Source organism: Pseudomonas sp. Sample_20 (assembly GCF_004307585.1).
Classification (GTDB): Bacteria; Pseudomonadota; Gammaproteobacteria; order Pseudomonadales; family Pseudomonadaceae; genus Aquipseudomonas; species Aquipseudomonas atacamensis.
The window spans coordinates 1-24,087 of record NZ_RCOA01000101.1 but is presented as its reverse complement, the minus strand read 5'-3'; the positions used below and the strand labels follow the sequence as shown (position 1 = coordinate 24,087).

Annotated in this window: 19 protein-coding genes and 1 tRNA gene; 5 read left to right on the top strand and 15 right to left on the bottom strand. The window is 60.7% G+C overall.

Annotation, left to right across the window (positions count from 1 at the left end):
* Positions 1-51 precede the first annotated feature (51 nt).
* From queE to nadA, 4 genes are all read left to right on the top strand, one after another.
* A complete protein-coding gene (gene queE, locus D8U70_RS20880) occupies positions 52-699 on the top strand; it encodes a 7-carboxy-7-deazaguanine synthase QueE (protein ID WP_041479789.1) in 648 nt (215 codons plus the stop codon).
* A 1-nt stretch (position 700) separates the two neighbouring features.
* Entirely contained in the window at positions 701-1,393 is a 693-nt protein-coding gene (gene queC / locus D8U70_RS20875; protein WP_071173362.1) for a 7-cyano-7-deazaguanine synthase QueC, read from the top strand.
* A gap of 62 nt (positions 1,394-1,455) precedes the next feature.
* Positions 1,456-1,531, top strand: a tRNA-Lys gene (locus tag D8U70_RS20870).
* A 272-nt stretch (positions 1,532-1,803) separates the two neighbouring features.
* The gene (nadA, locus tag D8U70_RS20865) at positions 1,804-2,862 is read left to right on the top strand and encodes a quinolinate synthase NadA (protein WP_016773509.1); all 1,059 of its coding nucleotides are present in this window, start codon (positions 1,804-1,806) and stop codon (positions 2,860-2,862) included.
* 176 nt (positions 2,863-3,038) lie between these two features.
* Here the strand turns inward: nadA and D8U70_RS20860 are convergent, their stop codons facing one another.
* The 12 genes from D8U70_RS20860 to arcD (D8U70_RS20800) all read right to left on the bottom strand — a co-directional run bounded on the left by D8U70_RS20860 (position 3,039) and on the right by arcD (D8U70_RS20800) (position 17,787).
* Entirely contained in the window at positions 3,039-3,527 is a 489-nt protein-coding gene (locus D8U70_RS20860; RefSeq protein WP_110646609.1) for an RDD family protein, read from the bottom strand.
* A gap of 97 nt (positions 3,528-3,624) precedes the next feature.
* Entirely contained in the window at positions 3,625-3,837 is a 213-nt protein-coding gene (locus D8U70_RS20855; protein WP_003227496.1) for a cold-shock protein, read from the bottom strand.
* 403 nt (positions 3,838-4,240) lie between these two features.
* Positions 4,241-5,365: a glycine cleavage system aminomethyltransferase GcvT gene (gcvT, locus tag D8U70_RS20850; RefSeq protein ID WP_130929634.1), complete on the bottom strand. Its 1,125-nt coding sequence runs from the start codon at positions 5,363-5,365 to the stop codon at positions 4,241-4,243.
* A gap of 110 nt (positions 5,366-5,475) precedes the next feature.
* Positions 5,476-6,852, bottom strand: coding sequence for an L-serine ammonia-lyase (locus D8U70_RS20845; RefSeq protein WP_016773512.1), 1,377 nt, complete (start codon positions 6,850-6,852; stop codon positions 5,476-5,478).
* 202 nt (positions 6,853-7,054) lie between these two features.
* Positions 7,055-9,907 (bottom strand): aminomethyl-transferring glycine dehydrogenase, encoded by a 2,853-nt coding sequence (gene gcvP, locus D8U70_RS20840; protein WP_130929633.1) that lies wholly within the window; start codon positions 9,905-9,907, stop codon positions 7,055-7,057.
* Positions 9,908-9,918: 11 nt separating this feature from the next.
* Positions 9,919-10,302, bottom strand: coding sequence for a glycine cleavage system protein GcvH (gcvH, locus tag D8U70_RS20835; protein WP_016773514.1), 384 nt, complete (start codon positions 10,300-10,302; stop codon positions 9,919-9,921).
* Between the two features lie 438 nt (positions 10,303-10,740).
* Positions 10,741-12,249 (bottom strand): sigma-54-dependent transcriptional regulator, encoded by a 1,509-nt coding sequence (locus D8U70_RS20825; protein ID WP_110646607.1) that lies wholly within the window; start codon positions 12,247-12,249, stop codon positions 10,741-10,743.
* Positions 12,250-12,495: 246 nt separating this feature from the next.
* Complete coding sequence (locus D8U70_RS20820) at positions 12,496-12,858, bottom strand: DUF5064 family protein (RefSeq protein WP_041479784.1); 363 nt, start codon at positions 12,856-12,858, stop codon at positions 12,496-12,498.
* A gap of 62 nt (positions 12,859-12,920) precedes the next feature.
* Positions 12,921-13,850, bottom strand: coding sequence for a carbamate kinase (arcC, locus tag D8U70_RS20815; RefSeq protein WP_122880482.1), 930 nt, complete (start codon positions 13,848-13,850; stop codon positions 12,921-12,923).
* 138 nt (positions 13,851-13,988) lie between these two features.
* Positions 13,989-14,999 carry an ornithine carbamoyltransferase gene (locus tag D8U70_RS20810; protein WP_024014074.1) on the bottom strand — a complete coding sequence of 337 codons (1,011 nt, stop codon included), beginning with the start codon at positions 14,997-14,999 and terminating at the stop codon, positions 13,989-13,991.
* Positions 15,000-15,067: 68 nt separating this feature from the next.
* Positions 15,068-16,324 carry an arginine deiminase gene (arcA, locus tag D8U70_RS20805; RefSeq protein ID WP_016773516.1) on the bottom strand — a complete coding sequence of 419 codons (1,257 nt, stop codon included), beginning with the start codon at positions 16,322-16,324 and terminating at the stop codon, positions 15,068-15,070.
* 35 nt (positions 16,325-16,359) lie between these two features.
* Positions 16,360-17,787, bottom strand: coding sequence for an arginine-ornithine antiporter (gene arcD / locus D8U70_RS20800; protein ID WP_024014073.1), 1,428 nt, complete (start codon positions 17,785-17,787; stop codon positions 16,360-16,362).
* 437 nt (positions 17,788-18,224) lie between these two features.
* Between arcD (D8U70_RS20800) and arcD (D8U70_RS20795) the strand changes: the two genes are divergently transcribed.
* Positions 18,225-19,652, top strand: a complete 1,428-nt coding sequence (gene arcD, locus D8U70_RS20795) for an arginine-ornithine antiporter (RefSeq protein WP_073472012.1) — start codon at positions 18,225-18,227, stop codon at positions 19,650-19,652.
* A 193-nt stretch (positions 19,653-19,845) separates the two neighbouring features.
* On the opposite strand, the gene D8U70_RS20790 is transcribed toward arcD (D8U70_RS20795), so the two are convergent.
* The 3 genes from D8U70_RS20790 to D8U70_RS20775 form a co-directional block, all read right to left on the bottom strand.
* Positions 19,846-21,195 carry a CoA transferase gene (locus D8U70_RS20790; RefSeq protein ID WP_130929632.1) on the bottom strand — a complete coding sequence of 450 codons (1,350 nt, stop codon included), beginning with the start codon at positions 21,193-21,195 and terminating at the stop codon, positions 19,846-19,848.
* Between the two features lie 191 nt (positions 21,196-21,386).
* On the bottom strand, positions 21,387-23,525 hold the full coding sequence (locus tag D8U70_RS20780; protein WP_130929631.1) for a methyl-accepting chemotaxis protein: 2,139 nt from the start codon (positions 23,523-23,525) through the stop codon (positions 21,387-21,389).
* 168 nt (positions 23,526-23,693) lie between these two features.
* Positions 23,694-24,087 (bottom strand): YbaN family protein (locus D8U70_RS20775; RefSeq protein ID WP_130929630.1); only part of this gene is annotated, 394 nt, incomplete at its 5' end.

Genomic DNA, 24,087 nt, shown 5'->3' with positions numbered 1-24,087 from the left:
AGTGCCTGACGGAGGCGGACAGCCTGTTTAGCTGTTACGCCCGTGGCGACTATGCAAGACACATTGAGAATCACCGAAGTTTTCTACTCGTTGCAGGGGGAAACTCGGACTGCCGGGCTGCCCACGGTTTTCGTGCGCCTGACCGGTTGCCCGTTGCGTTGCCAGTACTGCGATAGCGCTTACGCGTTCAGCGGCGGCACCGTCCGCACCCTCGACGACATCCTTGAGCAAGTGGCCGGATATCGTCCGCGCTACGTTTGTGTCACCGGCGGTGAGCCGTTGGCTCAGCCGAACGCCATTCCTTTGCTTGAACGGTTGTGTGATGCCGGTTACGAGGTCTCGCTGGAAACCAGCGGCGCCCTCGACGTATCCGCTGTCGATCCGCGTGTCAGTCGCGTCGTCGATCTGAAAACGCCGGGCTCGAAAGAAGCCCATCGCAACCGTTACGAGAACATCGAACTGCTGACCCGCAACGATCAGGTGAAGTTTGTCATCTGCTCGCGGGAAGACTATGACTGGGCGGTATCGAAGCTGATCCAGTACGGGCTTGATCGACGTGCGGGTGAAGTGCTTTTCTCCCCAAGTCATCATGACCTCAATGCCAGGGATCTGGCGGATTGGGTGGTGGCAGACAACCTGCCAGTGCGGCTGCAACTGCAGTTGCATAAATATCTATGGAATGATGAGCCGGGGCGCTGAGATGATTGAACAACTGAACACTACCGAAAAACGTGCCGTTATCCTGCTTTCGGGCGGCCTCGACTCGGCCACCGTCGTGGCGATGGCACGCGCCGAAGGCTACGCCTGCTACACCATGAGCTTCGATTACGGCCAGCGCTCGCATGCCGAATTGCACGCCGCCGCCCGCGTTGCTCGCGACCTGGGTGTGGTCGAGCACAAGGTCATCGGACTGAACCTCAATGGCATGGGCGGCTCGGCGCTGACCGACACCAGCATCGACATTCCGGAAGAGCTGGGCGAAGGCATTCCGGTGACTTACGTGCCGGCGCGCAACACGGTTTTCCTGTCGTTGGCATTGGGTTGGGCCGAAGTGCTCGGCGCCCGCGACATCTTCATCGGCGTCAATGCAGTGGATTATTCCGGCTACCCGGACTGCCGTCCCGAGTTCATCGAGTCGTTCGAGCGCATGGCCAATCTGGCGACCAAGGCCGGCGTGGAAGGCAACGGCTTCCGCATCCAGGCGCCGCTGCAGAACCTGAGCAAAGCGCAGATCGTTCAGGCCGGCGTGAAGCTTGGCGTTGATTACGGTCTGACGGTTTCCTGCTATCAGGCCGACGATGACGGCCGCGCTTGCGGCAAATGCGACAGCTGCCGCCTGCGTGCAGAAGGCTTCGCGGCAGCTGGTGTGGACGATCCAACCCCTTATTTTTGATTTTTTCAAAAAAGGTGTTGAATAGTCCTTAAAAATCAGTATTATACGCGCCACCACACAGCGGGTCGTTAGCTCAGTTGGTAGAGCAGTTGGCTTTTAACCAATTGGTCGTAGGTTCGAATCCCACACGACCCACCATATTTGGCGGTTTAGAAAATCCGGAAGGCCCACGAAAGTGAGGATTTCCGGGTTTTTTTTTGCCTGCAATTTGGGCGTTCGATGTTTCAGCGCGGCCACACCTGACGCAGGTCAGAATCATCTTTTGTATCAACGGGATATTCTGTAGCCTTGCGCAGCTTCAACGCTGTCCCGTGCCTGATGATACTCACTCTCCCGGCGGTACCCTCTAGTGGTCCGGAGCCGGGTGTATACTCGACTTTCGCGCGAATGCGCCTGCAGGTCTTGCGAACATGACGCAGATTTCCGAACGCCTTCTGGTTCAAGCCCACCTCGACGCCAAACAGCCGAAACCGCTGACGGCAGAAGAGGAGGCTTACTACCGTTCCGCCATCGCCGCCGAGCTCAAGGCTCAGGACGCGGTGCTCGTGGCCCACTTCTATTGCGATCCGGTGATTCAGGCCCTGGCCGAAGAAACCGGCGGCTGTGTTTCCGACTCCCTGGAAATGGCCCGCTTCGGCAATGCCCATCCGGCCAAGACCGTGGTGGTCGCCGGCGTCAAGTTCATGGGCGAGACGGCAAAAATTCTCAATCCGGAAAAACGCGTGCTGATGCCGACCCTGGAGGCGACCTGCTCGCTGGACCTGGGCTGCCCGGTCGACGAGTTTTCGGCGTTCTGCGATCAGCACCCGGAACGTACCGTGGTGGTGTATGCCAATACTTCCGCCGCCGTGAAGGCTCGGGCTGACTGGGTGGTGACTTCGAGCTGCGCACTGGAGATCGTCGAAAGCCTGATGGACAACGGCGAGACGATCATCTGGGGCCCGGACAAGCACCTGGGCACTTACATTCAGCGCAAGACCGGCGCCGACATGCTGCTTTGGGACGGTGCCTGCATCGTCCACGAAGAGTTCAAGTCCAAGCAGCTCGAGGACATGAAGGCGCTGTACCCGGACGCAGCAATTCTGGTGCATCCGGAGTCGCCGACTTCGGTGATCGAACTGGCGGACGCCGTCGGTTCCACCAGCCAGTTGATCGCTGCCGCGCAAAGCCTGCCGAACAAGACCCTGATCGTCGCCACCGACCGTGGCATCTTCTACAAGATGCAGCAGCTGTGCCCGGACAAGGTCTTTATCGAGGCGCCTACCGCCGGTAATGGCGCCGCGTGCCGCAGTTGTGCACATTGCCCGTGGATGGCCATGAATACCCTTGAGCGCACGCTCAAGAGCTTGAAGGAAGGCACCAACGAGATCTTTGTCGATCCGGCGCTGATTCCCCAGGCGATTCGCCCGTTGAAGCGCATGCTCGACTTCACTCAGGCAGCGCGGATGAAGCTGGCCGGTAACGCCTGAGTACCCCTTGTAGAAGTGAGCCCTGTGGCGAGGGGATTTATCCCCGTTGGGTGGCGAAGCCGCCCTAAATCAAACACCGCGGCATATCAGGGATACCGCGTGGGCTCCTTTACGACTGCTACGCAGCCGGACGGGGATAAATCCCCTCACCACAGGCCGACTCTTGAGTATGGAAATTATTTGCTCTTCTTCGGGATTCGCACCACGCACGTATCCGAATAGATGTCGTGCCAGGTGCGCTTCTGCTTGTCGAACAGCGACCAGAAGAACCCCAGCCCGATACACAACCACGACGCGATCGACACCATAAAGCGCAACAGCGCCTGCCACAGGCTGATGGCCGTGCCGTCGTTGTTCTGCACGCGAATGCCCCACACCTGCATACCGAGCGTCTGCCCGCCATGGGTCCAGAACTTGGCGAAGAAGCCGAACAATACCAACAGCAGCACCGTGGAATACAGCGGGTCACCATCGAGCTGGCCGGCGTCGGTCATCACCCGCAGCCGTTCTTCGCCAATGATCGCGGCCTGGATCAACTTGTAGATGAATCCGGTGACGATCAGCAGGGCGGTGCACAGCAGGAAGTCGTAGAACATCGCCGCCAGACGACGACCGAGAGCAACGGGAGGAAAGTCCCCTTGCGGCGTGAGCAGGTGTTTCGACATGGCAGCCTCAAGGCGTGAATGGAAGCGCCATTTTACGGATTAGCGCGCACAAAAAAGCCCCTGATATCAATATCAGGGGCTTTTTCGTATCAGAAGATCAGGCTTCTGCTTGTACTTCGTCAGCCTGCATGCCTTTCTGGCCTTGCACAGCAACGAAAGTCACTTTCTGGCCTTCTTTCAGGCTCTTGAAGCCGTTGCCCTGAATGGCGCGGAAATGTACGAACAGATCCGGACCGCTTTCTGGAGTGATAAAACCAAAACCTTTCTCGTCGTTAAACCACTTGACGGTACCGCTCTGACGTGTGGACATTTCTTATTTCCTTTGACGCATAAATTGATGACAGCCCCTTTCACATGAAAGAGTACTGGAGCTGGTTGCAAGGAGTAAGAAGACGTCGAGCGGGATGTAGCTAACTTGTAGGCTACTGCCCAGGTCACGATTCCAAGCTGACCCATGCAAACACAGTGGACAAACTCTACGCCAACTACGGGAGAAAAAACAAGCCCTGCGAAGGCCCCGGTTTTACTGCTCTTCGCGGAAATTAGACGGTTCACTAGTGCAGTCTTAGACGATTGTCTGGTTCAGTTTTTTGCAGTCGTTATAAGCAACGTTCATATTCGAAACAGATGTTAAAAAACGCACTGTTTTATGGCGATTGCGTTACACATTAGTGCACGCATAACGCAATCGCGTTACTTATAGAAACAGTCGATCAACCGCGATAGTAGCGTTGTGGAACAAATGGCATTTTGCTTACAAGCATTTGCACCTTTTTCCCACGGACGATGGCCCACACAGGTGTATCGAGCGCGACGTAAGCGGTGTCAAGGTATCCCATCGCCAATGGCCCGCCCAAGGTCGGGCCGAAGCCGCCACTGCAGACGCTGCCGATGATCTCGCCGGCCTCGTTGACGATCTCTGCGCCTTCACGCACCGGGGTACGCTCCTGTGGCAGCAGGCCGACGCGTTTGCGTGCCACGCCATTTTGTTGCTGCGCGAATATCTGCTCCGCGCCCGGGAAACCCCCGGCCCGTGCGCCATCGGCGCGGCGTGGCTTGGAGATCGCCCAGAGCAGGCTGGCTTCGATCGGTGTGGTCTCGGTGTTCATGTCGTGGCCGTACAGGCACAGGCCGGCTTCCAGACGCAGCGAGTCGCGGGCGCCAAGGCCGATGGCCTGAACCTCTGGCTCGGCGAGCAGGGCGCGGGCTAGTTTCTCCGCTTCAGCGGCCGGTACCGAGATTTCGAAACCGTCTTCACCGGTGTAGCCCGAACGGCTGACAAAGCAGTCCACGCCGAGCAACGACACACGGTTGAACTGCATGAACGTCATCTTCGCCACGTCCGGCGCAAGACGCGCCAGCACTGTGACGGCTGCCGGACCTTGCAGGGCGAGCAGGGCGCGCTCTTCGAACAGCGCCGTAATGGTGCACTGATCGCCGATGTGTTTTCGCAGATGCGCGAGATCCTGATCCTTGCACGCGGCGTTGACCACCAGGAACAGCTCGTCATTGCCCAGATTTGCGACCATCAGGTCGTCGAGAATCCCACCGCTTTCGTTGGTGAACATCGCATAACGCTGCATGCCTACCGGCAGGTCGATGATGTCCACTGGCACCAGGGTTTCCAGGGCTTTGGCCGCATTGGCGCCGGTCAGGCGAATCTGGCCCATGTGCGAGACGTCGAACAACCCGGCTTGCTCACGGGTGTGCTGGTGTTCTTTCATCACGCCGAGCGGGTATTGCACGGGCATGTCGTAGCCGGCGAACGGCACCATGCGCGCGCCGAGTTCGAGGTGCAGTGCGTGCAGCGGGGTTTTCGAGAGTTGTTCGGTGGACATGCGTGGCTCCTTTGAATTTGGGTTGCGGGTGAGAGGCAAGATCAAGAGCCCCTCACCCCAGCCCTCTCCCGGAGGGAGAGGGGGCTAGTTACGTTTGGCTGAGTTCGTAATCAGCATTCGATAATGTTGACCGCCAGGCCGCCGCGAGCGGTTTCCTTGTATTTGCTTTTCATGTCGGCGCCGGTCTGGCGCATGGTTCGGATGACTTTGTCGAGGGAGACGAAATGCTGACCGTCGCCACGCATGGCCATGCGCACCGCGTTGATGGCTTTCACCGAGCCCATCGCGTTGCGCTCGATGCAAGGCACCTGCACCAGACCGCCGATCGGGTCGCAGGTCAGGCCGAGGTTGTGTTCCATGCCGATTTCCGCGGCGTTCTCGACTTGTTGCACGCTGCCGCCGAGCACTTCGCACAAAGCGCCGGCTGCCATTGAACAGGCCACACCGACTTCACCCTGACAACCGACTTCGGCGCCGGAGATCGAAGCGTTTTCCTTGTAAAGAATGCCGATTGCGGCAGCGGTCAGCAGAAAACGCACGACACCGTCGTCATTCGCCCCGGGGATAAAACGCATGTAGTAATGCAGCACCGCCGGAATGATCCCCGCCGCGCCATTGGTGGGCGCAGTGACCACGCGTCCGCCATTGGCGTTTTCTTCGTTGACCGCCAACGCATAAAGATTGACCCAGTCGAGCACCGACAGCGGATCGCGCAACGCCGATTCCGGGTTCTTGCACAATTGCCGATGCAGCGCCGCCGCCCGGCGTTTGACCTTCAAGCCGCCCGGCAAAATGCCTTCGTTACGGCAACCAGCGGCAACGCAGTCCTGCATCACTTGCCAGATTTTCAGCAGGCCGGCACGGGTTTCTGCTTCCGGGCGCCAGGCGCTTTCATTGGTCAGCATCACCTGGCTGATCGACAGGCCATAGGTGGCGCAATGACCGAGCAAATCCTTGGCACTTTTGAACGGAAAGGTCAGCGGCGTGGCGTCTTCGACGATGCGATCGGCACCGGCGGCATCTTCATCGACAACAAAACCACCGCCGACCGAGTAGTACTCGCGACTGCGGATCTGAATCCCCGCCGCATCGAAGGCGCGAAAGATCATGCCGTTGGGGTGGTAGGCCAACGGTTTGCGGATCATCGCCAGATGTTCTTTCTCGTTGAACGCGATGCTGTGTTCACCGAGCAGATTCAGTCGGCCATTGCCGCGAATTTCTTGCAGGCGCGCGGCGACGGTTTCGGTGTCGACAGTGTCCGGATGTTCGCCTTCGAGGCCGAGCAGCACGGCTTTGTCGCTGCCGTGTCCTTTACCGGTAGCGCCGAGCGAACCGTACAGCTCGACACGCACGCTGGCGGTGCTGGTCAGCAGGTTTTCGCGGCGTAAACCCTCGGCAAAGCGCGCAGCGGCGCGCATCGGGCCGACGGTGTGGGAACTGGAGGGACCGATGCCAATCTTGAACAGGTCGAACACGCTTAACGACATGAGTGGTTCTCCGGTTTCTTGTTATAGGGATTGGCTGATTTTCGGGCTTAGCACATTCCCTGTGGGAGCGAGCTTGCTCGCGAAGGCGCAGTGTCAGTCACATCGAGGTTGGCTGACCTACCGCTTTCGCGAGCAAGCTCGCTCCCACAGGGTTTTGTGGTGTTGTGAAGAAAGGGGCGGGCGAACCCGCCCCCTCATTCCTTTAAGCGTAGCTTTCGATCGACGGGCAGGCGCACACCAGGTTGCGATCGCCGAAGACGTTGTCGACGCGGCCGACCGGCGGCCAGTATTTGCCTTCGATCAGCGACGCGACCGGGTACACCGCTTGCTCACGGCTGTACGGGTGGGTCCATTCGCCAACCAGTTCCGCTGCGGTGTGCGGGGCGTTTTTCAGTGGGTTGTCTTCCTTGTCCAGCGTGCCGTTTTCCACTGCGCGGATTTCTTCGCGGATGCGGATCATCGCGTCACAGAAGCGGTCCAGTTCTTCCTTGGATTCGCTTTCGGTCGGCTCGATCATCAGCGTGCCGGCGACCGGGAACGACATGGTCGGCGCGTGGAAACCGAAATCGATCAGGCGTTTGGCGACGTCATCGACGCTGATGCCGCTGCTGTCTTTCAATGGACGCAGATCAAGAATGCACTCGTGCGCCACCAGGCCGTTGCTGCCGGTGTACAGCACTGGGTAATGCTCTTCGAGGCGACGGGAAATGTAGTTGGCGTTGAGGATCGCCAGTTGCGAAGCGCGCTTCAGACCGGCGCCACCCATCATGCGGATGTACATCCAGGTGATCGGCAGAATGCTTGCGCTGCCGAACGGTGCCGCGCAGACCGCGCCTTCCTTGCGTTCCATCTGGCCGTGGCCAGGCAGGAACGGGGTCAGGTGCGATTTGACGCCAATCGGGCCGACGCCCGGGCCGCCACCGCCGTGCGGGATGCAGAAGGTTTTGTGCAGGTTGAGGTGCGAAACGTCGCCGCCGAACTTGCCCGGTGCGCAGAGGCCGACCATGGCGTTCATGTTGGCGCCGTCGATGTACACCTGGCCGCCGTTGTCGTGAATGATCGCGCAGATTTCGCGGATGCCTTCTTCGAACACGCCGTGGGTCGACGGGTAGGTGATCATCAGCGCGGCGAGGTGTTCGCGGTGCTCGATGGCTTTGGCGCGCAGGTCTTCAATGTCGACGTTGCCACGGGCATCGCACGCGGTGACGACCACGCGCATACCGGCCATTTGCGCGGTGGCCGGGTTGGTGCCGTGGGCCGACGACGGGATCAGACAGATGTCGCGGCGCTCATCGCCTCGGCTCTGGTGGTAGGCGCGGATCGCCAGGAGACCTGCGTATTCACCTTGCGAACCGGCGTTCGGTTGCAGCGAGATCGAGTCGTAACCGGTGGCGGCGCAGAGCATCGCTTCCAGCTCATCGGTCAGTTGCTGGTAACCCGCGCTTTGTGCGGCCGGGGCGAACGGGTGCAGCGCACCGAATTCGGCCCAGGTCACCGGGATCATTTCGCTGGCGGCGTTGAGTTTCATGGTGCATGAGCCCAGCGGGATCATCGTGCGATCCAGCGCCAGGTCCTTGTCCGCCAGTTTGCGCAGGTAGCGCATCAGCTCGGTTTCCGAGTGATAACGGTTGAACACCGGGTGGCTGAGGATCGGCGACTGGCGCACCAGCTCAGCAGGAATGGTGCTCTGCACCGAGGCGGCCAGCGCAGCGAAGTCCGGCAGGGTCTTGCCGTCGGCGAACAGGCCCCACAGGGTTTCGATATCAGCCTGAGTGGTGGTTTCGTCGACCGACAGGCCCAGACGCTGAGCGTCGATCACGCGCAGGTTGATCTGCTGAGCGTGCGCCTTGTCGTGCAGCGCAGCGGTGTCTGCGCCGGTGGCAACAGTCAGGGTGTCGAAGAAGTTTGCCTGCTCGACTTGAGCGCCCAGCGCGGTCAGGCCCTTGGCCAGAATCGCGGTCAGGTGATGCACGCGGTTGGCGATCTGGGTCAGGCCTTTCGGACCGTGGTAGACGGCGTACATGCTGGCGATGTTGGCCAGCAGCACTTGGGCGGTACAGATGTTCGAGGTGGCCTTCTCGCGGCGGATGTGTTGCTCGCGGGTCTGCATCGCCAGACGCAGGGCTGGCTTGCCGAAACGGTCAACCGAGACACCGACCAGACGGCCCGGCATATCGCGCTTGAACGCATCCTTGGTGGAGAAGTAAGCGGCGTGCGGGCCACCGAAGCCCAGCGGCACGCCGAAGCGTTGCGCCGAACCGATGGCGACGTCGGCACCGAATTCGCCCGGTGCGGTGAGCAGCGTCAGGGCGAGCAAATCAGCGGCAACAGCGACCAAAGCGTTGGCGGCGTGGAAGCGCTCGGTCAGCTCGCGGTAGTCGAACACATCACCGTTGCTCGCCGGGTATTGCAGCAGCGCGCCGAAGAACGGCGTGACGTCAGTCAGTTCGCGCTCATCGCCCACGACCACGTCAATACCGAGCGGCTCGGCACGGGTGCGCAGCACGTCGAGGGTCTGCGGATGGCTGTGGATCGAGGCGAAGAACTGGTGGCTGCCCTTGTTCTTGCTCAGGCGTTTGCAGAAGGTCATGGCTTCGGCAGCGGCGGTGGCTTCGTCGAGCAGGGAGGCGTTGGCGATCGGCAGGCCGGTAAGGTCGCTGATCATGGTCTGGAAGTTCAGCAGCGCTTCGAGACGGCCCTGGGAAATTTCTGGCTGGTATGGGGTGTAAGCGGTGTACCAGGCCGGGTTTTCCAGCAGGTTGCGCAGGATCGGCGAAGGCGTGTGGCAGTTGTAGTAGCCTTGGCCAATGTAGGTCTTGAACAGCTGATTCTTGCCGGCGATGGATTTGATCATCGCCAAGGCGTCGGCTTCGCTGAGGCCGTCGTCCATGCCCAGCACGCTGGTGCCCTTGATGCTTTCCGGGATGACGCTGGCGCTCAGCGCTTCGAGGGAATCGTAGCCGAGGCTGTTGAGCATGGCTTGCTCGTCACCGGCGCGCGGGCCGATGTGACGGGCGATGAATTCGTTGGCGGTGCCGAGATTGATGGCGGTCATGGGGTAATTCCTCAGGCTTCGGCTTGGGCTTTGATCAGGCGGTCGTAAGCGTCCTGATCGAGCAATTTGCCGACAGCGGCGGCGTCGCTTGGCTGGAAGCGGAAGAACCAGCCTTCGCCCAGCGGATCTTCGTTGACCAGCTCAGGAGCGTTTTCCAGCGCCGGGTTGACTTCCAGCACGTCGCCATCGAGCGGCATGTACACGCCGCTGGCGGCTTTCACCGATTCCACGGTGGCGGCTTCAGCGCCTTTTTCGTAAGCCTGCAGCTCAGGCAGTTGCACGAACACCACGTCGCCCAAAGCGTTCTGCGCGAATGCGGTGATGCCGACAGTGACACTGCCGTCGGCTTCGGTGCGCAGCCATTCGTGATCTTCAGTAAAACGCAACTCGCTCATGGAAACTCCTCAGGGGCCAGACTCGTCTGGTGGACGCGGTGGAAAGCTTGGGGCGGGGAAGCCCTTTATAGATGAGGAGGCAGGTAGCAAGAATGCGGCCAAGGTTGATTTATCTATATAAATCAATGGCTTGAGTTGTTTTGGTGTTTGTTGGGATGTTGCTGTTGTAGCGAAATCGCTACAGCTTGGGGCGGGGAGAAAAGCTGAACGGGATCAAAGCGTTGCGCAGCGCTGGTCACAGGCGGGTGTAGCGATATCGTTCCGCTGTAGCGCTTTCGGTACAGATGGAGGTCGTTTTCAGCCGGGCAGTATCATTCCTGAATTGAAAGCCCGGATTGTAGGAGCTGCCGAAGGCTGCGATCTTTTGATCTTGATCTTTAAAAACAAAATCAAAAGATCGCAGCCTTCGGCAGCTCCTACGGGGAGATTTGTGGTGAGTCAGGGTTTATTGGGAATGCCGTATTTGCGCAGGCGATGGGCGATAGCGGTGTGCGAGGTTTGCAAGCGGCTCGCCAGTTGTCGGGTCGAGGGATAGCTGACGTAGAGCTTTTCCAGCAGCTCTCTTTCGAACGATTCGACCGCTTGCTCGAGGCTGTCGACATCGGTATCGGCCTGGCGCGCCACCGAAGTGCCGGCGATGTCGAGGTCGCCGATATCGACCAGGCTGCTCTCGCAAATCGCCGCTGCGCGGAAAATCACGTTCTGCAATTGCCGCACGTTGCCCGGCCAGCGATTGCCGAGCAGCGCCGGATAAGTGCCGGGCGCCAGACGACAGACCGGGCGCTGGATCTGCGCACAGGCCTGCTGCATGAAGTAGCGAGCCAGCAGCAAAATGTCCTGACCGCGTTCACGCAGCGGCGGCACTTCGACGTTGAGCACGTTGAGGCGATAGAACAGGTCCTCGCGGAACAGGCCTTCGCTGACCATTTTTTCCAGATCGCGGTGGGTCGCGCTGAGGATGCGCACGTTGACCTTTACTTCCCGATCACCACCGACGCGGCGGAAGCTGCCGTCGTTGAGAAATCGCAGGAGTTTGGCCTGCAAGTACGGCGACATCTCGCCGATTTCATCGAGGAACACTGTGCCTTGGTTGGCCAGCTCCATCAGCCCCGGTTTACCGCCACGCGCCGCGCCGGTGAAGGCGCCGGGGGCGTAGCCGAACAGTTCGCTTTCGGCGAGGTTTTCCGGCAGCGCTGCGCAGTTCAACGCCAGAAAAGGAGCACTGTGCCGCGCACTGATCGCGTGACAGGCGCGGGCCACCAATTCTTTGCCGGTACCGGTTTCGCCCTGAATCAATAGCGGTGCATCAAGGGCGGCGACCCGTTGCGCACGGGCCTTGAGTGTGCGGATCGCCGGGGATTCGCCGAGCAGGGCGTCGAAGCCTTCGGCGTGATCGTGATGCAGTGCCGAGAGTTGTTCGCCGATGCGATTTGGTTGATACAGGGTCAGCAGGGCGCCGGCGTCGGTGATCGGCGTGGCGTCGAGCAACAGGGTCTGGCCGTTGACGGTGATCTCGCGCAGCGGCAGGCGAAAGCCGTTTTCCAGCAGGGTGTCGAGCAGACCGGGATCATTGAACAGCGCCGAGACGCTTTCGCCGGCCGGTTCGCGACCGTACAGGGCAATCAGCGCCGGGTTGGCCAGCAGCACCTTGCCGGCGCTGTCGAGGGCCAGCACCGGGTCGGTCATCGCTGCGAGCAGGGCATCGAGCTGCAAGTGCCGACGCTGGCCGGGGAGGATATCGACCACGGTCACCGCTTCCACGCCGAGCACGCGAAACAGCGCGTCTTTGAGTTCTTCGAGCACTTGCGGGCTGAGGGTCGGCGCGTCGATGTAGACATTCGGCGGGATCATTTCCACCGCATCCAGATTGAGATTGCGCCCACCGAGGATAGCCAGGACTTCCTGGGTGATGCCGACGCGGTCGATGAAGCTGACGTGGATACGCATGGGGGCGGTTCAGTGATCTGCAGAGCGGAGGGGGGCAAGTATGCCTTAAATCAAAAGCCCCCTCACCCCAGCCCTCTCCCGGAGGGAGAGGGAGCCGACCGAGGTGTCTGGGGTTATGCATCGACCTGAAAGTACCGGGCGATTATGGATTCAGTGATGCAGGATCAGGTCGACGCAATGCTGCAGCATCCCCCAATCGGTTCCCTCTCCCTCAGGGAGAGGGCTAGGGTGAGGGGCTTTTGATTTTTATTCGAAATGCTCGAGGTTCACCGGATCCCCCGACTGCATATTCAACTTCTGCCGAATGTCTTCAAACATCAGGTCGTAATGCTTGTGCACCGAACCGATCTGGCTGTGGGTCTTGGGGATTCCGTACTTCTCGGCGATCCGCGTGACATCGCGGGCGAAGTTGTAGGCCTCTTCCTTGGGCAGGAAAAACGCCTCCTTCATGTCCTTGCCCTGCATGCTGCCGTGCAGGGTGAACTGAATCCCTTTGCCTTTCTGCGGATCGGTGAACACTTCATAGTCCAGATGCACGTTGTAATTGACGTCATCGTCGGTCAACGCGTGCCGCTCGATGTGCAGATGACCGGGTTCGAACTGGGCCATTGAGCTACTCCTTTCAAGGCATGGAAGCGGGGCAGGCCTTGAGCCTGCCCCGGCGTTTATTGTTATCGGTAGCTGATCCCCGGCTTCGCCGTGCTGACCCGCGTACCGGCGGTGCCCTGGACGATGGCTTCGATATCGGCCAGCGAACCGATCACCGCGACCTTGCCAGTATGGCGCGCGAATTCGCAGGCTGCCTGCACCTTCGGCCCCATTGAGCCGGCAGCAAAACCGAGGCGTTCCAGCTCGTCCGGGTGGGCTTCGGCGATGGCTTTCTGGGTGGGTTTGCCATAGTCGATAAAAGCCGCGTTGACGTCGGTGGCGATCACCAGCAGGTCGGCTTCCAGTTGCTCGGCAAGCAACGACGAACACAGATCCTTGTCGATCACCGCCTCGATACCCTTGAGGTTACGGTTTTCGTCATACATGGTCGGAATACCGCCGCCACCAGCGCAAATGACGATGCTGCCCTTGTCCAGCAGCCACTTGATCGGACGGATTTCGAAGATGCGCTTCGGCCGTGGGCTGGCGACGACGCGGCGGAATTTGTCGCCATCGGCAGCAATCGCCCAGCCTTTCTCGGCGGCGAGTTTTTCCGCTTCGGCTTTCTCGTAGACCGGGCCGATCGGCTTGCTCGGCTTCTTGAAAGCCGGGTCGTTGGCGTCGACTTCGACCTGGGTCAGCAGGGTGGCGAACGGCACTTCGAAGTCGAGCAGATTGCCCAGTTCCTGTTCGATGATGTAGCCGATCATGCCTTCGGTTTCGGCACCGAGCACGTCCAGCGGGTAGGGAGTGACAGAGGTGTAGGCCGCCGCTTGCAGCGACAGCAGACCGACTTGCGGGCCATTGCCATGGGCGATGACCAGCTGGTTGCCGGGATGGATCTTGGCGATTTGCTCGGTGGCGATGCGGATGTTGGCGCGCTGGTTGTCAGCGGTCATCGGCTCACCACGGCGGAGCAGGGCGTTACCGCCCAGGGCTACGACGATACGCATGGTGCATGTCCTTTTCGTATTGATCGTTCCCACGCTCTGCGTGGGAATGCCGCCACGGACGCTCCGCGTCCGCTGTGACGCAGAGCGTCACGGGATGCATTCCCACGCGGGAGCGTGGGAACGATCATCTTCAACCAGTCAGAGATCAGCCAGTGTCGAAACCAGAATCGCCTTGATCGTGTGCATGCGGTTTTCCGCTTGCTCGAAGGCGATGCAGGCTGGCGACTCGAACACGTCGTCGGTCACTTCGATGCCGTTTTTCAGGTGCGGATACTGCTCGGCAATCTGCTTGCCGACCTTGGTGTCGCTGTTGTGAAAGGCCGGCAGGCAGTGCATGAACTTGGTACGCGGGTTGCCGGTGGCTTTCATCAGGTCGGCGTTGACCTGATACGGCAGCAACTGCTGGATGCGCTCGGCCCAGGCTTCCACCGGTTCGCCCATCGATACCCAGACATCGGTGTGAATGAAGTCGACGCCTTTGACCGCTTCTTTCGGATCTTCGGTGAGGGTGATGCGTGCGCCGCTTTCCTCACCGTATTTTTTGCAGCGCGCGACCAGATCGTCCAGCGGCCACAGCGCTTTCGGCGCGCAGATGCGCACGTCCATGCCGAGCTTGGCGCCGATCAGCAACAGCGAGTTGCCCATGTTGTTGCGCGCATCGCCCAGGTAGGCGTAGCTGATTTCATGGATCGGCTTGTCGGCGTGCTCACGCATGGTCAGCACGTCGGCGATCATCTGGGTCGGGTGATATTCATCGGTCAGGCCGTTGAACACCGGCACGCCGGCGAACTTGGCCAGCTCCTCAACGATTTCCTGTTTGAAGCCACGGTACTCGATGGCGTCGTACATGCGCCCGAGCACGCGGGCGGTGTCCTTCATGCTTTCCTTGTGGCCGATTTGCGAGGAGTTCGGGTCGATGTAAGTGACGTTGGCGCCTTGGTCATAGGCCGCCACTTCGAAGGCGCAACGGGTGCGGGTCGAAGTTTTCTCGAAAATCAGGGCGATGTTGTTGCCCTTCAGATGCTGTTGCTCGGTGCCGGTATATTTCGCGCGTTTCAGATCGCGGGACAGGTCGAGCAGGTAACGCAGCTCACGTGGGGTGTGGTGTTCCAGGCTGAGCAGGTTACGGTTATGAATGTTAAACGCCATGATGATTCTCCTTGGATTCGGTAATCGGCCCGGCCGCTACGGGATGGGTGCGGCCGGGGGACGGTCGTTTAGTAGTCGATCGGGTCACGGATGATCGGGCAGGTCATGCAGTGGCCGCCGCCACGGCCGCGGCCGAGTTCGCCGGCGCTGATGGTGATGACCTCCACGCCAGCCTTGCGCAGCAGGGTGTTGGTGTAGGTGTTGCGGTCGTAGCCGATGACCACGCCCGGTTCCATCGCCACCACGTTGTTGCCGTCGTCCCATTGCTCGCGTTCGGCGGCGAAGCTGTTGCCGCCGGTTTCCACCACGCGCAGTTTCGGCAGGTTGAGCGCCGCAGCGACGGTGTCGAGGAAGCTGCCTTCTTCGCGGCGGATGTCGATGCCGCCCTGTTTGCTTTCGTCAGGACGCAGGGTGAAGGCGACGATCTGGTTGACCACTTCCGGGAAGATCGTCACCAGGTCGCGGTCGCAGAAGCTGAACACGGTGTCCAGGTGCATTGCCGCGCGGGATTTCGGCAGGCCGGCGACGATGACTTTTTCCACCGCTTTGTTGTTGAACAGGTTCAGCGCCAGTTGGCCGATGGCCTGACGCGATGAACGCTCGCCCATACCGATCAGCACCACACCGTTGCCGATCGGCATGACGTCGCCGCCCTCAAGGGTGGAGTTGCCGTGATCCTTGTCCGGGTCGCCGTACCAGATCTCGAATTCGGCGTTGGTGAACTGCGGATGGAATTTGTAGATGGCGGTGGTCAGCAGGGTTTCCTGACGGCGCGCCGGCCAGTACATCGGGTTCAGCGTCACGCCACCGTAGATCCAGCAGGTGGTATCGCGGGTGAACTGGGTGTTGGGCAGCGGCGGCAGGATGAAGCTGGAGTGGCCGAGGAAATCGCGGAACATCTGGATGGTCTTGCCACCGAAGCTGTCCGGCAGATCATCGGCCGAGACGCCGCCAATCAGGAATTCGGCGATGTGCCGTGGCTCGAGGCTTTTCAGCCAGGATTTCACTTCGCTGATCAGGCCCAGGCCCACCGAGTCGGCGGTCACCTTGCGCTCAAGAATCCAGTCCAGCGCTTCGGGAATGGCGACGATGTCGGTCAGCAGGTTGTGCATTTCCACCACGTCGATGCCGCGCTCGCGCATCTTGGTGACGAAGTCGAAGTGATCGCGCTTGGCCTGCGCCACCCACAGCACGTCATCGAACAGCAGTTCATCGCAGTTGTTCGGGGTCAGCCGCTGATGGGCCAGACCTGGGGAGCAAACCATGACTTTACGCAGTTTCCCGGCTTCGGAGTGGACGCCGTACTTCACTTTTTCCGTGGTCATTTCTGTGTTCCTCCAGATGACAATTCAATCAGGGGTTACAGCGTCAGGAAGCCATCGTAGAGACCGTAGGCCGCCACCACGGCGCCCACGACCACTGCGGCGAAAATCAGCTTCTCGACGTTGGTGAAAACCGGTTGTCTGAGTTCCAGCTTGGCCTTGGCGAACAGGATCGCGCCGGGCGCGTAGAGCAGGGCCGACAGCAGCAGGTACTTGACCCCGCCGGCGTACAACAACCACACCGCATAGATCAGGGCGATACCGCCGATGATCAGATCCTTGCGCCGCTCGGCGGCGAAGCCTTCGTAGCTCTCGCCGCGCACCGCCAGCAGCAGGGCATAGGCCGCCGACCACAGGTACGGCACCAGAATCATCGAGGTGGCGAGGTAGATCAGTGACAGGTAAGTGCTGGCCGAGAACAGGGTGATGATCAGGAACACCTGCACCATCGCGTTGGTCAGCCACAGGGCGTTGACCGGCACATGGTTGGCGTTTTCCTTGCGCAGAAACTCCGGCATGGTGTGGTCTTTGGCGGCGGCGAACATGATCTCCGCACACAGCAGCACCCACGACAGCAGCGCACCGAGCAGCGAGATGATCAAGCCGACGCTGATCAGCACCGCCCCCCAGTGACCGACCACATGCTCAAGCACGGCGGCCATCGACGGGTTCTGCAGTTTCGCCAGTTCCGGCTGGGTCATGATGCCCAGCGACAGCACGTTCACCAGCACCAGAAACAGCAGCACGGTGATGAAGCCGATCACGGTGGCCTTGCCGACATCCGAGCGTTTCTCGGCGCGGGCGGAGAAGATGCTCGCGCCTTCGATGCCGATGAACACCCAGACGGTGACCAGCATCATGTTGCGCACCTGGTTCATCACACTGCCCAGATCAGGGTTTTTCACGCCCCAGATGTCGGCGGTGAAGATGTCCAGTCTGAACGCGAAGACTGCGATCAACACGAACAGTAGCAGCGGCACGACCTTGGCGACGGTGGTCACCAGGTTGATGAACGCCGCTTCCTTGATCCCGCGCAACACCAGGAAATGCACGCCCCACAGCAGCAAGGACGCGCCGATCACCGCCGCCGGGGTATTGCCTTCGCCGAAGATCGGAAAGAAATAGCCGAGGGTGCTGAACAGCAGAACGAAGTAGCCGACGTTGCCCAGCCAGGCGCTGATCCAGTAGCCCCAGGCTGATGAGAAACCCATGTAGTCGCCGAATCCGGCCTTGGCGTAGGCGTAGACTCCGCCGTCCAGGTCAGGCTTGCGATTGGCGAGGGTCTGAAAGACGAAAGCGAGGGTGAGCATGCCGACTGCTGTGATGGCCCAGCCGATCAGCACTGCACCGACGTCGGCGCTGGCGGCCATGTTTTGTGGCAACGAAAATATCCCGCCGCCAATCATTGAACCGACTACCAGTGCAACCAGTGCACCGAGTCTTAGTTTTCCGGGCGCTTCAGACATTTGCATGACTCCATTGCAGGAAAGGAGAGCTCACAGCCTAGTACTGTTGTCTGTTCGAACAGCTGACATGGATCAGTGCATGGTCACATTCCATTGTTAATGAATGACTTGTGCGCCCGTTGCGGGCATAACGCTGTAGCCTCAAAGGCCCATTCCAGAGCCATTTCGCTGAAGCAATCGGGAATAGCTATTAATGCTTTCGAACTATGACGCTAGTTGCTTTTCAGCGATTGGCAAATGTCGGTCATCTGTTTTCAGCACAGAATCGAATAATCAAGATCGGCGAACAAAACTGACTTAATGTGCTACGCCTTATCGTGGTCGGCTATATATAGCGGTGCGAGATTCGGCATTACCTGATAAACGTCATCTACCCTTAGGCTTTTAGTCAGGTGTTGTTACAAATAAACAACAACGGCTCTTTCAAGGAGATCTGCATGTCGCAACCGACGCAAAAACTGCGCCTTGGTGCGTTGATCGCGCTGGTGGTCGGGTCGATGATCGGCGGGGGGATTTTCTCGTTGCCGCAAAACATGGCGGCGCGCGCCGATGCCGGGGCGATCCTGATCGGCTGGGGCATCACCGCAATCGGCATGCTGACGCTGGCCTTCGTCTTTCAGACCCTGGCCAATCGCAAACCAGAGCTGGACTCGGGCGTCTACGCCTACGCCAAGGCCGGGTTCGGCGACTACATGGGCTTTTCGTCGGCGTGGGGTTACTGGATCAGCGCCTGGCTGGGCAACGTCGGCTATTTCGTCTTGCTGTTCAGCACCCTTGGCTATTTCTTCCCGGTGTTCGGCCAGGGCAACACGCCGATCGCCATCGGCTGCGCCTCGGTGCTGCTGTGGGCGGTGCATTTTCTGGTGATGCGCGGGATCAAGGAGGCGGCGCTGATCAACCAGCTGACCACCGTGGCCAAGGTTGTGCCGCTGATCATGTTCATCGTCATCGCTGCGGTGGCATTCAAGGCTGACATCTTCACCCGCGACATCTGGGGCCGCAGCAACCCGAACTTCGGCGGGGTGATGGACCAAGTGCGCAACATGATGCTGGTCACCGTGTTCGTGTTCATCGGCATCGAAGGCGCCAGCGTCTATTCGGCCCGCGCAGAAAAACGCAGCGACGTCGGCCGCGCCACGGTGATCGGTTTTCTCGGCGTGCTGGCGCTGCTGGTGCTGGTCAACGTGCTGTCGCTGGGGATCATGAGCCAGCCGGAACTGGCCAATCTGCAAAACCCATCACTGGCAGCGGTGCTCGAGCACATCGTCGGGCCGTGGGGTGCGTTGCTGATCAGCGTCGGGCTGGCGATTTCGCTGTTGGGCGCGTTGTTGTCATGGGCCTTGCTGTGCGCGGAAATCCTCTTCGCCACGGCCAAAGACAAAACCATGCCGGCGTTCCTGAAGAAGGAAAACAACAATCACGTGCCGGTCAACGCGCTGTGGCTGACCAATGTGATGATCCAGATTTTCCTGCTGATCACACTGTTCTCGGCGGGTACTTACACCAGCCTGATCTATCTGGCCTCGTCGATGATTCTGGTGCCCTATTTATGGTCGGCCGCCTACGCGGTGCTACTCAGCGGGCGCGGCGAAACCTACGAACACGCCTCGGCCGAGCGCACCAAGGATCTGCTGATCGGCGGCATCGCCCTGGTTTACGCGGTGTGGCTGTTGTATGCCGGTGGGGTGAAGTATCTGCTGCTGTCGGCGCTGCTGTATGCGCCGGGGGTGATCCTGTTTGCCAAGGCCAAGCGTGAACAGGGCCAGCCGGTTTTCACTACGGTGGAAAAGGGGATTTTTGCTTGCGTGGTGATTGGGGCGGGGCTGGCGGCGTATGGGTTGTATAGCGGAGTGTTGTCGTTGTGATCTGAAAAGCAGCCCCTCACCCTAGCCCTCTCCCAGAGGGAGAGGGGACCGACCGAGGTGTCTGGCGCTATACATCGACCTGAGCGATCGAGTCGATTATGGATTCGACGAAAATCTTTCACGTCGGCGTAACTCTCCAATATCCCCCAATCAGTCCCCTCTCCCTCTGGGGAGGGCTAGGGTGAGGGGCTTCTCATGGCCAACACGGAGGATGCGAGCCCAACTCCGTCGCCGGCCAATTCCACCGCATCGCCGTCCCGCTGATCTGCAGCGGCACGCGCAACCTCCGCGCCGGCCCCCACGCGGTGTGTTCAATCGCCGGATCCTGATCCAGTGCGTCTTCAGCCCGCAGCGGGTCATGCGTTCCCGGCCCATGCTCAAGCAACAGCTTCGCCGTCCGTGCCAGCGACAACCGCGCCGTACCCCCGCGACCGCTGGCCAGTCGTTCAGTCAGTAACCTGAGCGCAATCGCCGCCAGCAGATACCCGGTCGCATGATCCAGTGCCTGCACCGGCAGTGGCGTCGGTTTATCGCTGTGCCTCCAATGCTGCCCGGCCTCGGCAATGCCGCTGCTCATCTGCACCAGGCTGTCGAAGCCCCGGCGGTTCTGCCAGGGGCCGCTCCAGCCGTAGGCATTGAGGCAGACGTCGATCAGCCCCGGTGCCAGTCGCCGACGGCGTTCACCACCAAAACCGAGATGTTCCAGCGCATCGGCGCGATAGCCATGCAGGAGAATGTCGGCGTCCTGCAGCAAACCTTCGAACACTGCGCGATCCGCTGGCACTTGCAGATCCAGACGCGCGCAATGTTTGCCCACGGTCATTTCCGGAACCACGCCGGGTTCGTTCCAGCTCGGCGGATCGATGCGCAGCACGTTCGCGCCGAGCCCGGCGAGAAAGCGGCTGGCGGTGGGACCGGCGAGGACGCGGGTCAGGTCGAGCACCTTGATCCCGGCCAGCGGTCGTGCGATCGAGCCTTGCCATGGGCTGCGGTTCTCGTCCGTCTGCTCGATGAATTGCACCAGCGCTTCGGCATTCACCGCCAGCCCTTGCGGATGCTGCTGCCACTGCGCCCAACTGCGCATCTCGGCGGCGCAGCCCTTGGCGTCGACCACCGCCTGCTCAAGCTCCGCGCTCGCCCACTGTGCGACTTTCGCCGCCATTGCGGCACGATCGGCGCAGGCACCGAGCACGCGTTCAGCGGCGGCGCGGTGGTGCGGGGCGTTGGTGTGCAGACGGATCCAGCCGTCCCGGGTCGCATAGTCGCCGGCGACCGGATCCCACAGCGGCGGCACCTGCCAGCCGATCGGGCGCAGCGAGGTGGAGAACCACAACGAGGCCAGACGGCGGTCGACTGCAACCGCAGGCAAGTGCCCGGTTTGCTGGTGAAGCAATTCGCTGAGCGCTTGCCCGGCAGCGGCGACGCTGGCGCAGGCCAGATCGGTCACGGCGAACGCCGAGGGCAACGCGCCGTCACCGTTGAAGGGGATCGGCGTGTGGGGCAGGCCGAGTGCGGTTTGGATGGACGTGAGCAGATCAGTCATCGAAGGCCCTCCGGAACGAGAGGGCGATGATAGTGCAAAACATAACCGGGCTGGATTGAGGATCGTTCCCATGCTCCGCGTGGGAATGCCGCCCGGGACGCTCTGCGTCCCAATCGAAAGCTGGAACGCGGAGCGTCCCTTGATGCATTCCCACGCGGAGCGTGGGAACGATCAGATAGGTGGGGTGGCGATCAGACGCGAAACTGATCCATCAATTTCATCTGCTGGCTCGCCAGGCTGTTGAGCTGGCTGCTGATCGCCGCCGATTCGGTAGCCTGTTCGGTCAGGGTTTCGGTCACGGTGCGAATCGCCGAGACGTTGCGGTTGACCTCTTCGGCCACGGCGCTTTGCTCTTCGGCGGCGCTGGCGATCTGCAGGTTCATGTCGCTGATCACCGTCACCGCGTCGCTGATCTTGCCCAGCGCATCAACGGCCTGACGAATCTGCCCGGCATTGTTGTGCGCCTGGGTCTGGCTCGAGTGCATGGTCGCGACCACGCCACGGGTGCCGGTCTGAATGCGCTCGATGACGATGCGGATTTCTTCCACCGAATCCTGCGTGCGCTTGGCCAGGTTGCGCACCTCATCGGCGACCACGGCAAAACCGCGACCGCTTTCGCCGGCGCGGGCGGCTTCGATGGCGGCGTTGAGGGCCAGCAGGTTGGTCTGTTCGGCGATGCTGCGGATTACTTCCAGCACCGAGCCGATCTGCTCGCTGTTGACCGCCAGCGCTTCGACTTCGGTCACCGCTTTGCTGACTTCATCGGCCAGTTGATTGATGTCGCGGGTGCTGCGCTCAATGATCGCCATGCCGTCCTTCGCCGACTGGTCGGCACCCTTGGCGGCGTTGGCGGCGTTCGAGGCACTGTTGGCGACGTCGTGGGCAGTGGCGCTCATTTCGTTGGACGCGGTGGCGACCTGATCGATTTCGCGGAACTGCACTTGCATGCCTTCGCTGGTCTGGCGGGCAATTTCCGATGACTGATCAGCCGTGCCGCGCGCTTCGGTGATGCTCTGTTTGATCTGCGCGATGGTCGGTTGCAGCTTGTCTAGGAAGCGGTTGAACCAGTTCACCAGTTCGCCCAGCTCGTCTTTCTTGCTGTAGTTCAGGCGCTGGGTCAGATCGCCTTCGCCGCTGGCGATGTTCTTCAGCATCTCAGCAACGCTGTTGATCGGACGGGTGACGCCGGAGGCGGTGAGCCAGATCAGCAGGAGGCCGACCAGACCGGCCACGCCCGCCACCAGCAGGGCAGTGATGACGCCGGTTTGTTGCGCGTCATCCACCACCGCTTGAAGTTTCACCGAGTCGGCCAGCAGCACGTGCTCGGGCAGGTCGATGACCACGCCCCAGGCGCGCGAATTGCCGATCGGGTCGACCGGGTAAACCGCGCGAATCAGGTCGCCCTGTTCGAGGATTTTCGCCGTACCGCTGCCGACCAGTTGCAATACATCCTTGCCATCGGCGCCGAGGGTATCGCTGATTTTTTTGCCGACCCGCGTCGCGTCAGCACTGTCGGCCGCCAGCACACCGCTGCCGGAGACGATCAGCATATGCCCGGCGTTGTTGAACAGGCTGCGCTGCGAGTCGACGGCGGCGGCTTGCAGGGCGTCGAGCGCGATGTCGACACCGACCACGCCGATCGCTTTGCCATCTACCAGCAGCGGTACGGAAATGGTCGTCATGAGCATTTCCTTGCCACCGACGGTGTCGGCATACGGGTCGAGCAGGCAGGTGCGTTTGTTGTCACGAGGGCAGGTGTACCAACTGTTGTACGGCGTACCGCTGACGCTGAGGGTGGTCTTGGTCAGGTCGTCCTCGACCATGATCGTATTCAGCGCGGCGCCGGCGGCACGGCTCCAGTATGAGGCGAAGCGCCCGGCTTCGTTGGACTGCCGCGCAGCATCGTTGGCGAATTCGCTGTCCTTGCCGTCGAGGCCGTTGGGTTCGAAGGCCAACCAGATACCGAGGACTTTATCGTTGCGCTCGAAAGCGGTTTTCAGACTCTGGTTCAGCTCTTCCCGAACGGCGCCGGCTTCGAGTGAACGCTTGGCGGCCATCGTCCGCAGATCCTTGATCTGGTCGGCGAGGGCGGTGACCACCAGCAGGCTTTCACCAAAGGTTTTCTGCACCCGCACCGCTTGTTCGGCGGCCTTGGCCTGCAGCAGGTTCTGCACGCTGGCGGTGAGCAACTGGTTGCTGGATTGACTGACCAGCGCGTCGTTCTGGTTGGTCTGGTAGATGTTCATGCTGACAATCAGCGCCACCACTCCGAGCAGGCACAGGCCGGAGAGCAGGACGATTTTCAGGCGAATGGAAAGAGAGTCGAACATGGGGCGATCTCGCGAATGGAATAAACAGGTGGCTGGGCCGGGAGCCCGGTTTGCCAAATCCATTCAGCGCCATTCAATCCTCATCGGCGTCGAGCGAGACGGCATGAGGCGCTTGCCGACGGACGGTCGCTGCTAAACGTTTGCGCAGGGGAAAGTGCTGAAAAGGCTTTAATTACAAGGATGTTTCACTACCGCGACGGGCGTCTCCGGACGCGACCAGATCCACAGGTTGCCCAGGCCCATGCCGGCAATCGCCAGATAGATCGGCCAGCCGTGGTCGAGCATCACCAGCATCAACGTCGCACACAGCAGCATGCTGACGGTGGCACTGAGCTTGGCCTTGCGCGCGATGATCCTGCCGTTGCGCCAGTTACTCAGGATCGGCCCGAACAGGCGGTGATTTTCCAGCCAGGCACTCAAGCGCGGCGAACTGCGGGTCGCAGCCCACGCGGCTAAAAGGATGAACTCGGTGGTCGGCAGGCCGGGCACGACGATGGCGATCAGGCCAATGCCGAGGCTGACATAGGCCAGCAGGCCGAACAGCAGACGGGCGAGTTTTGAT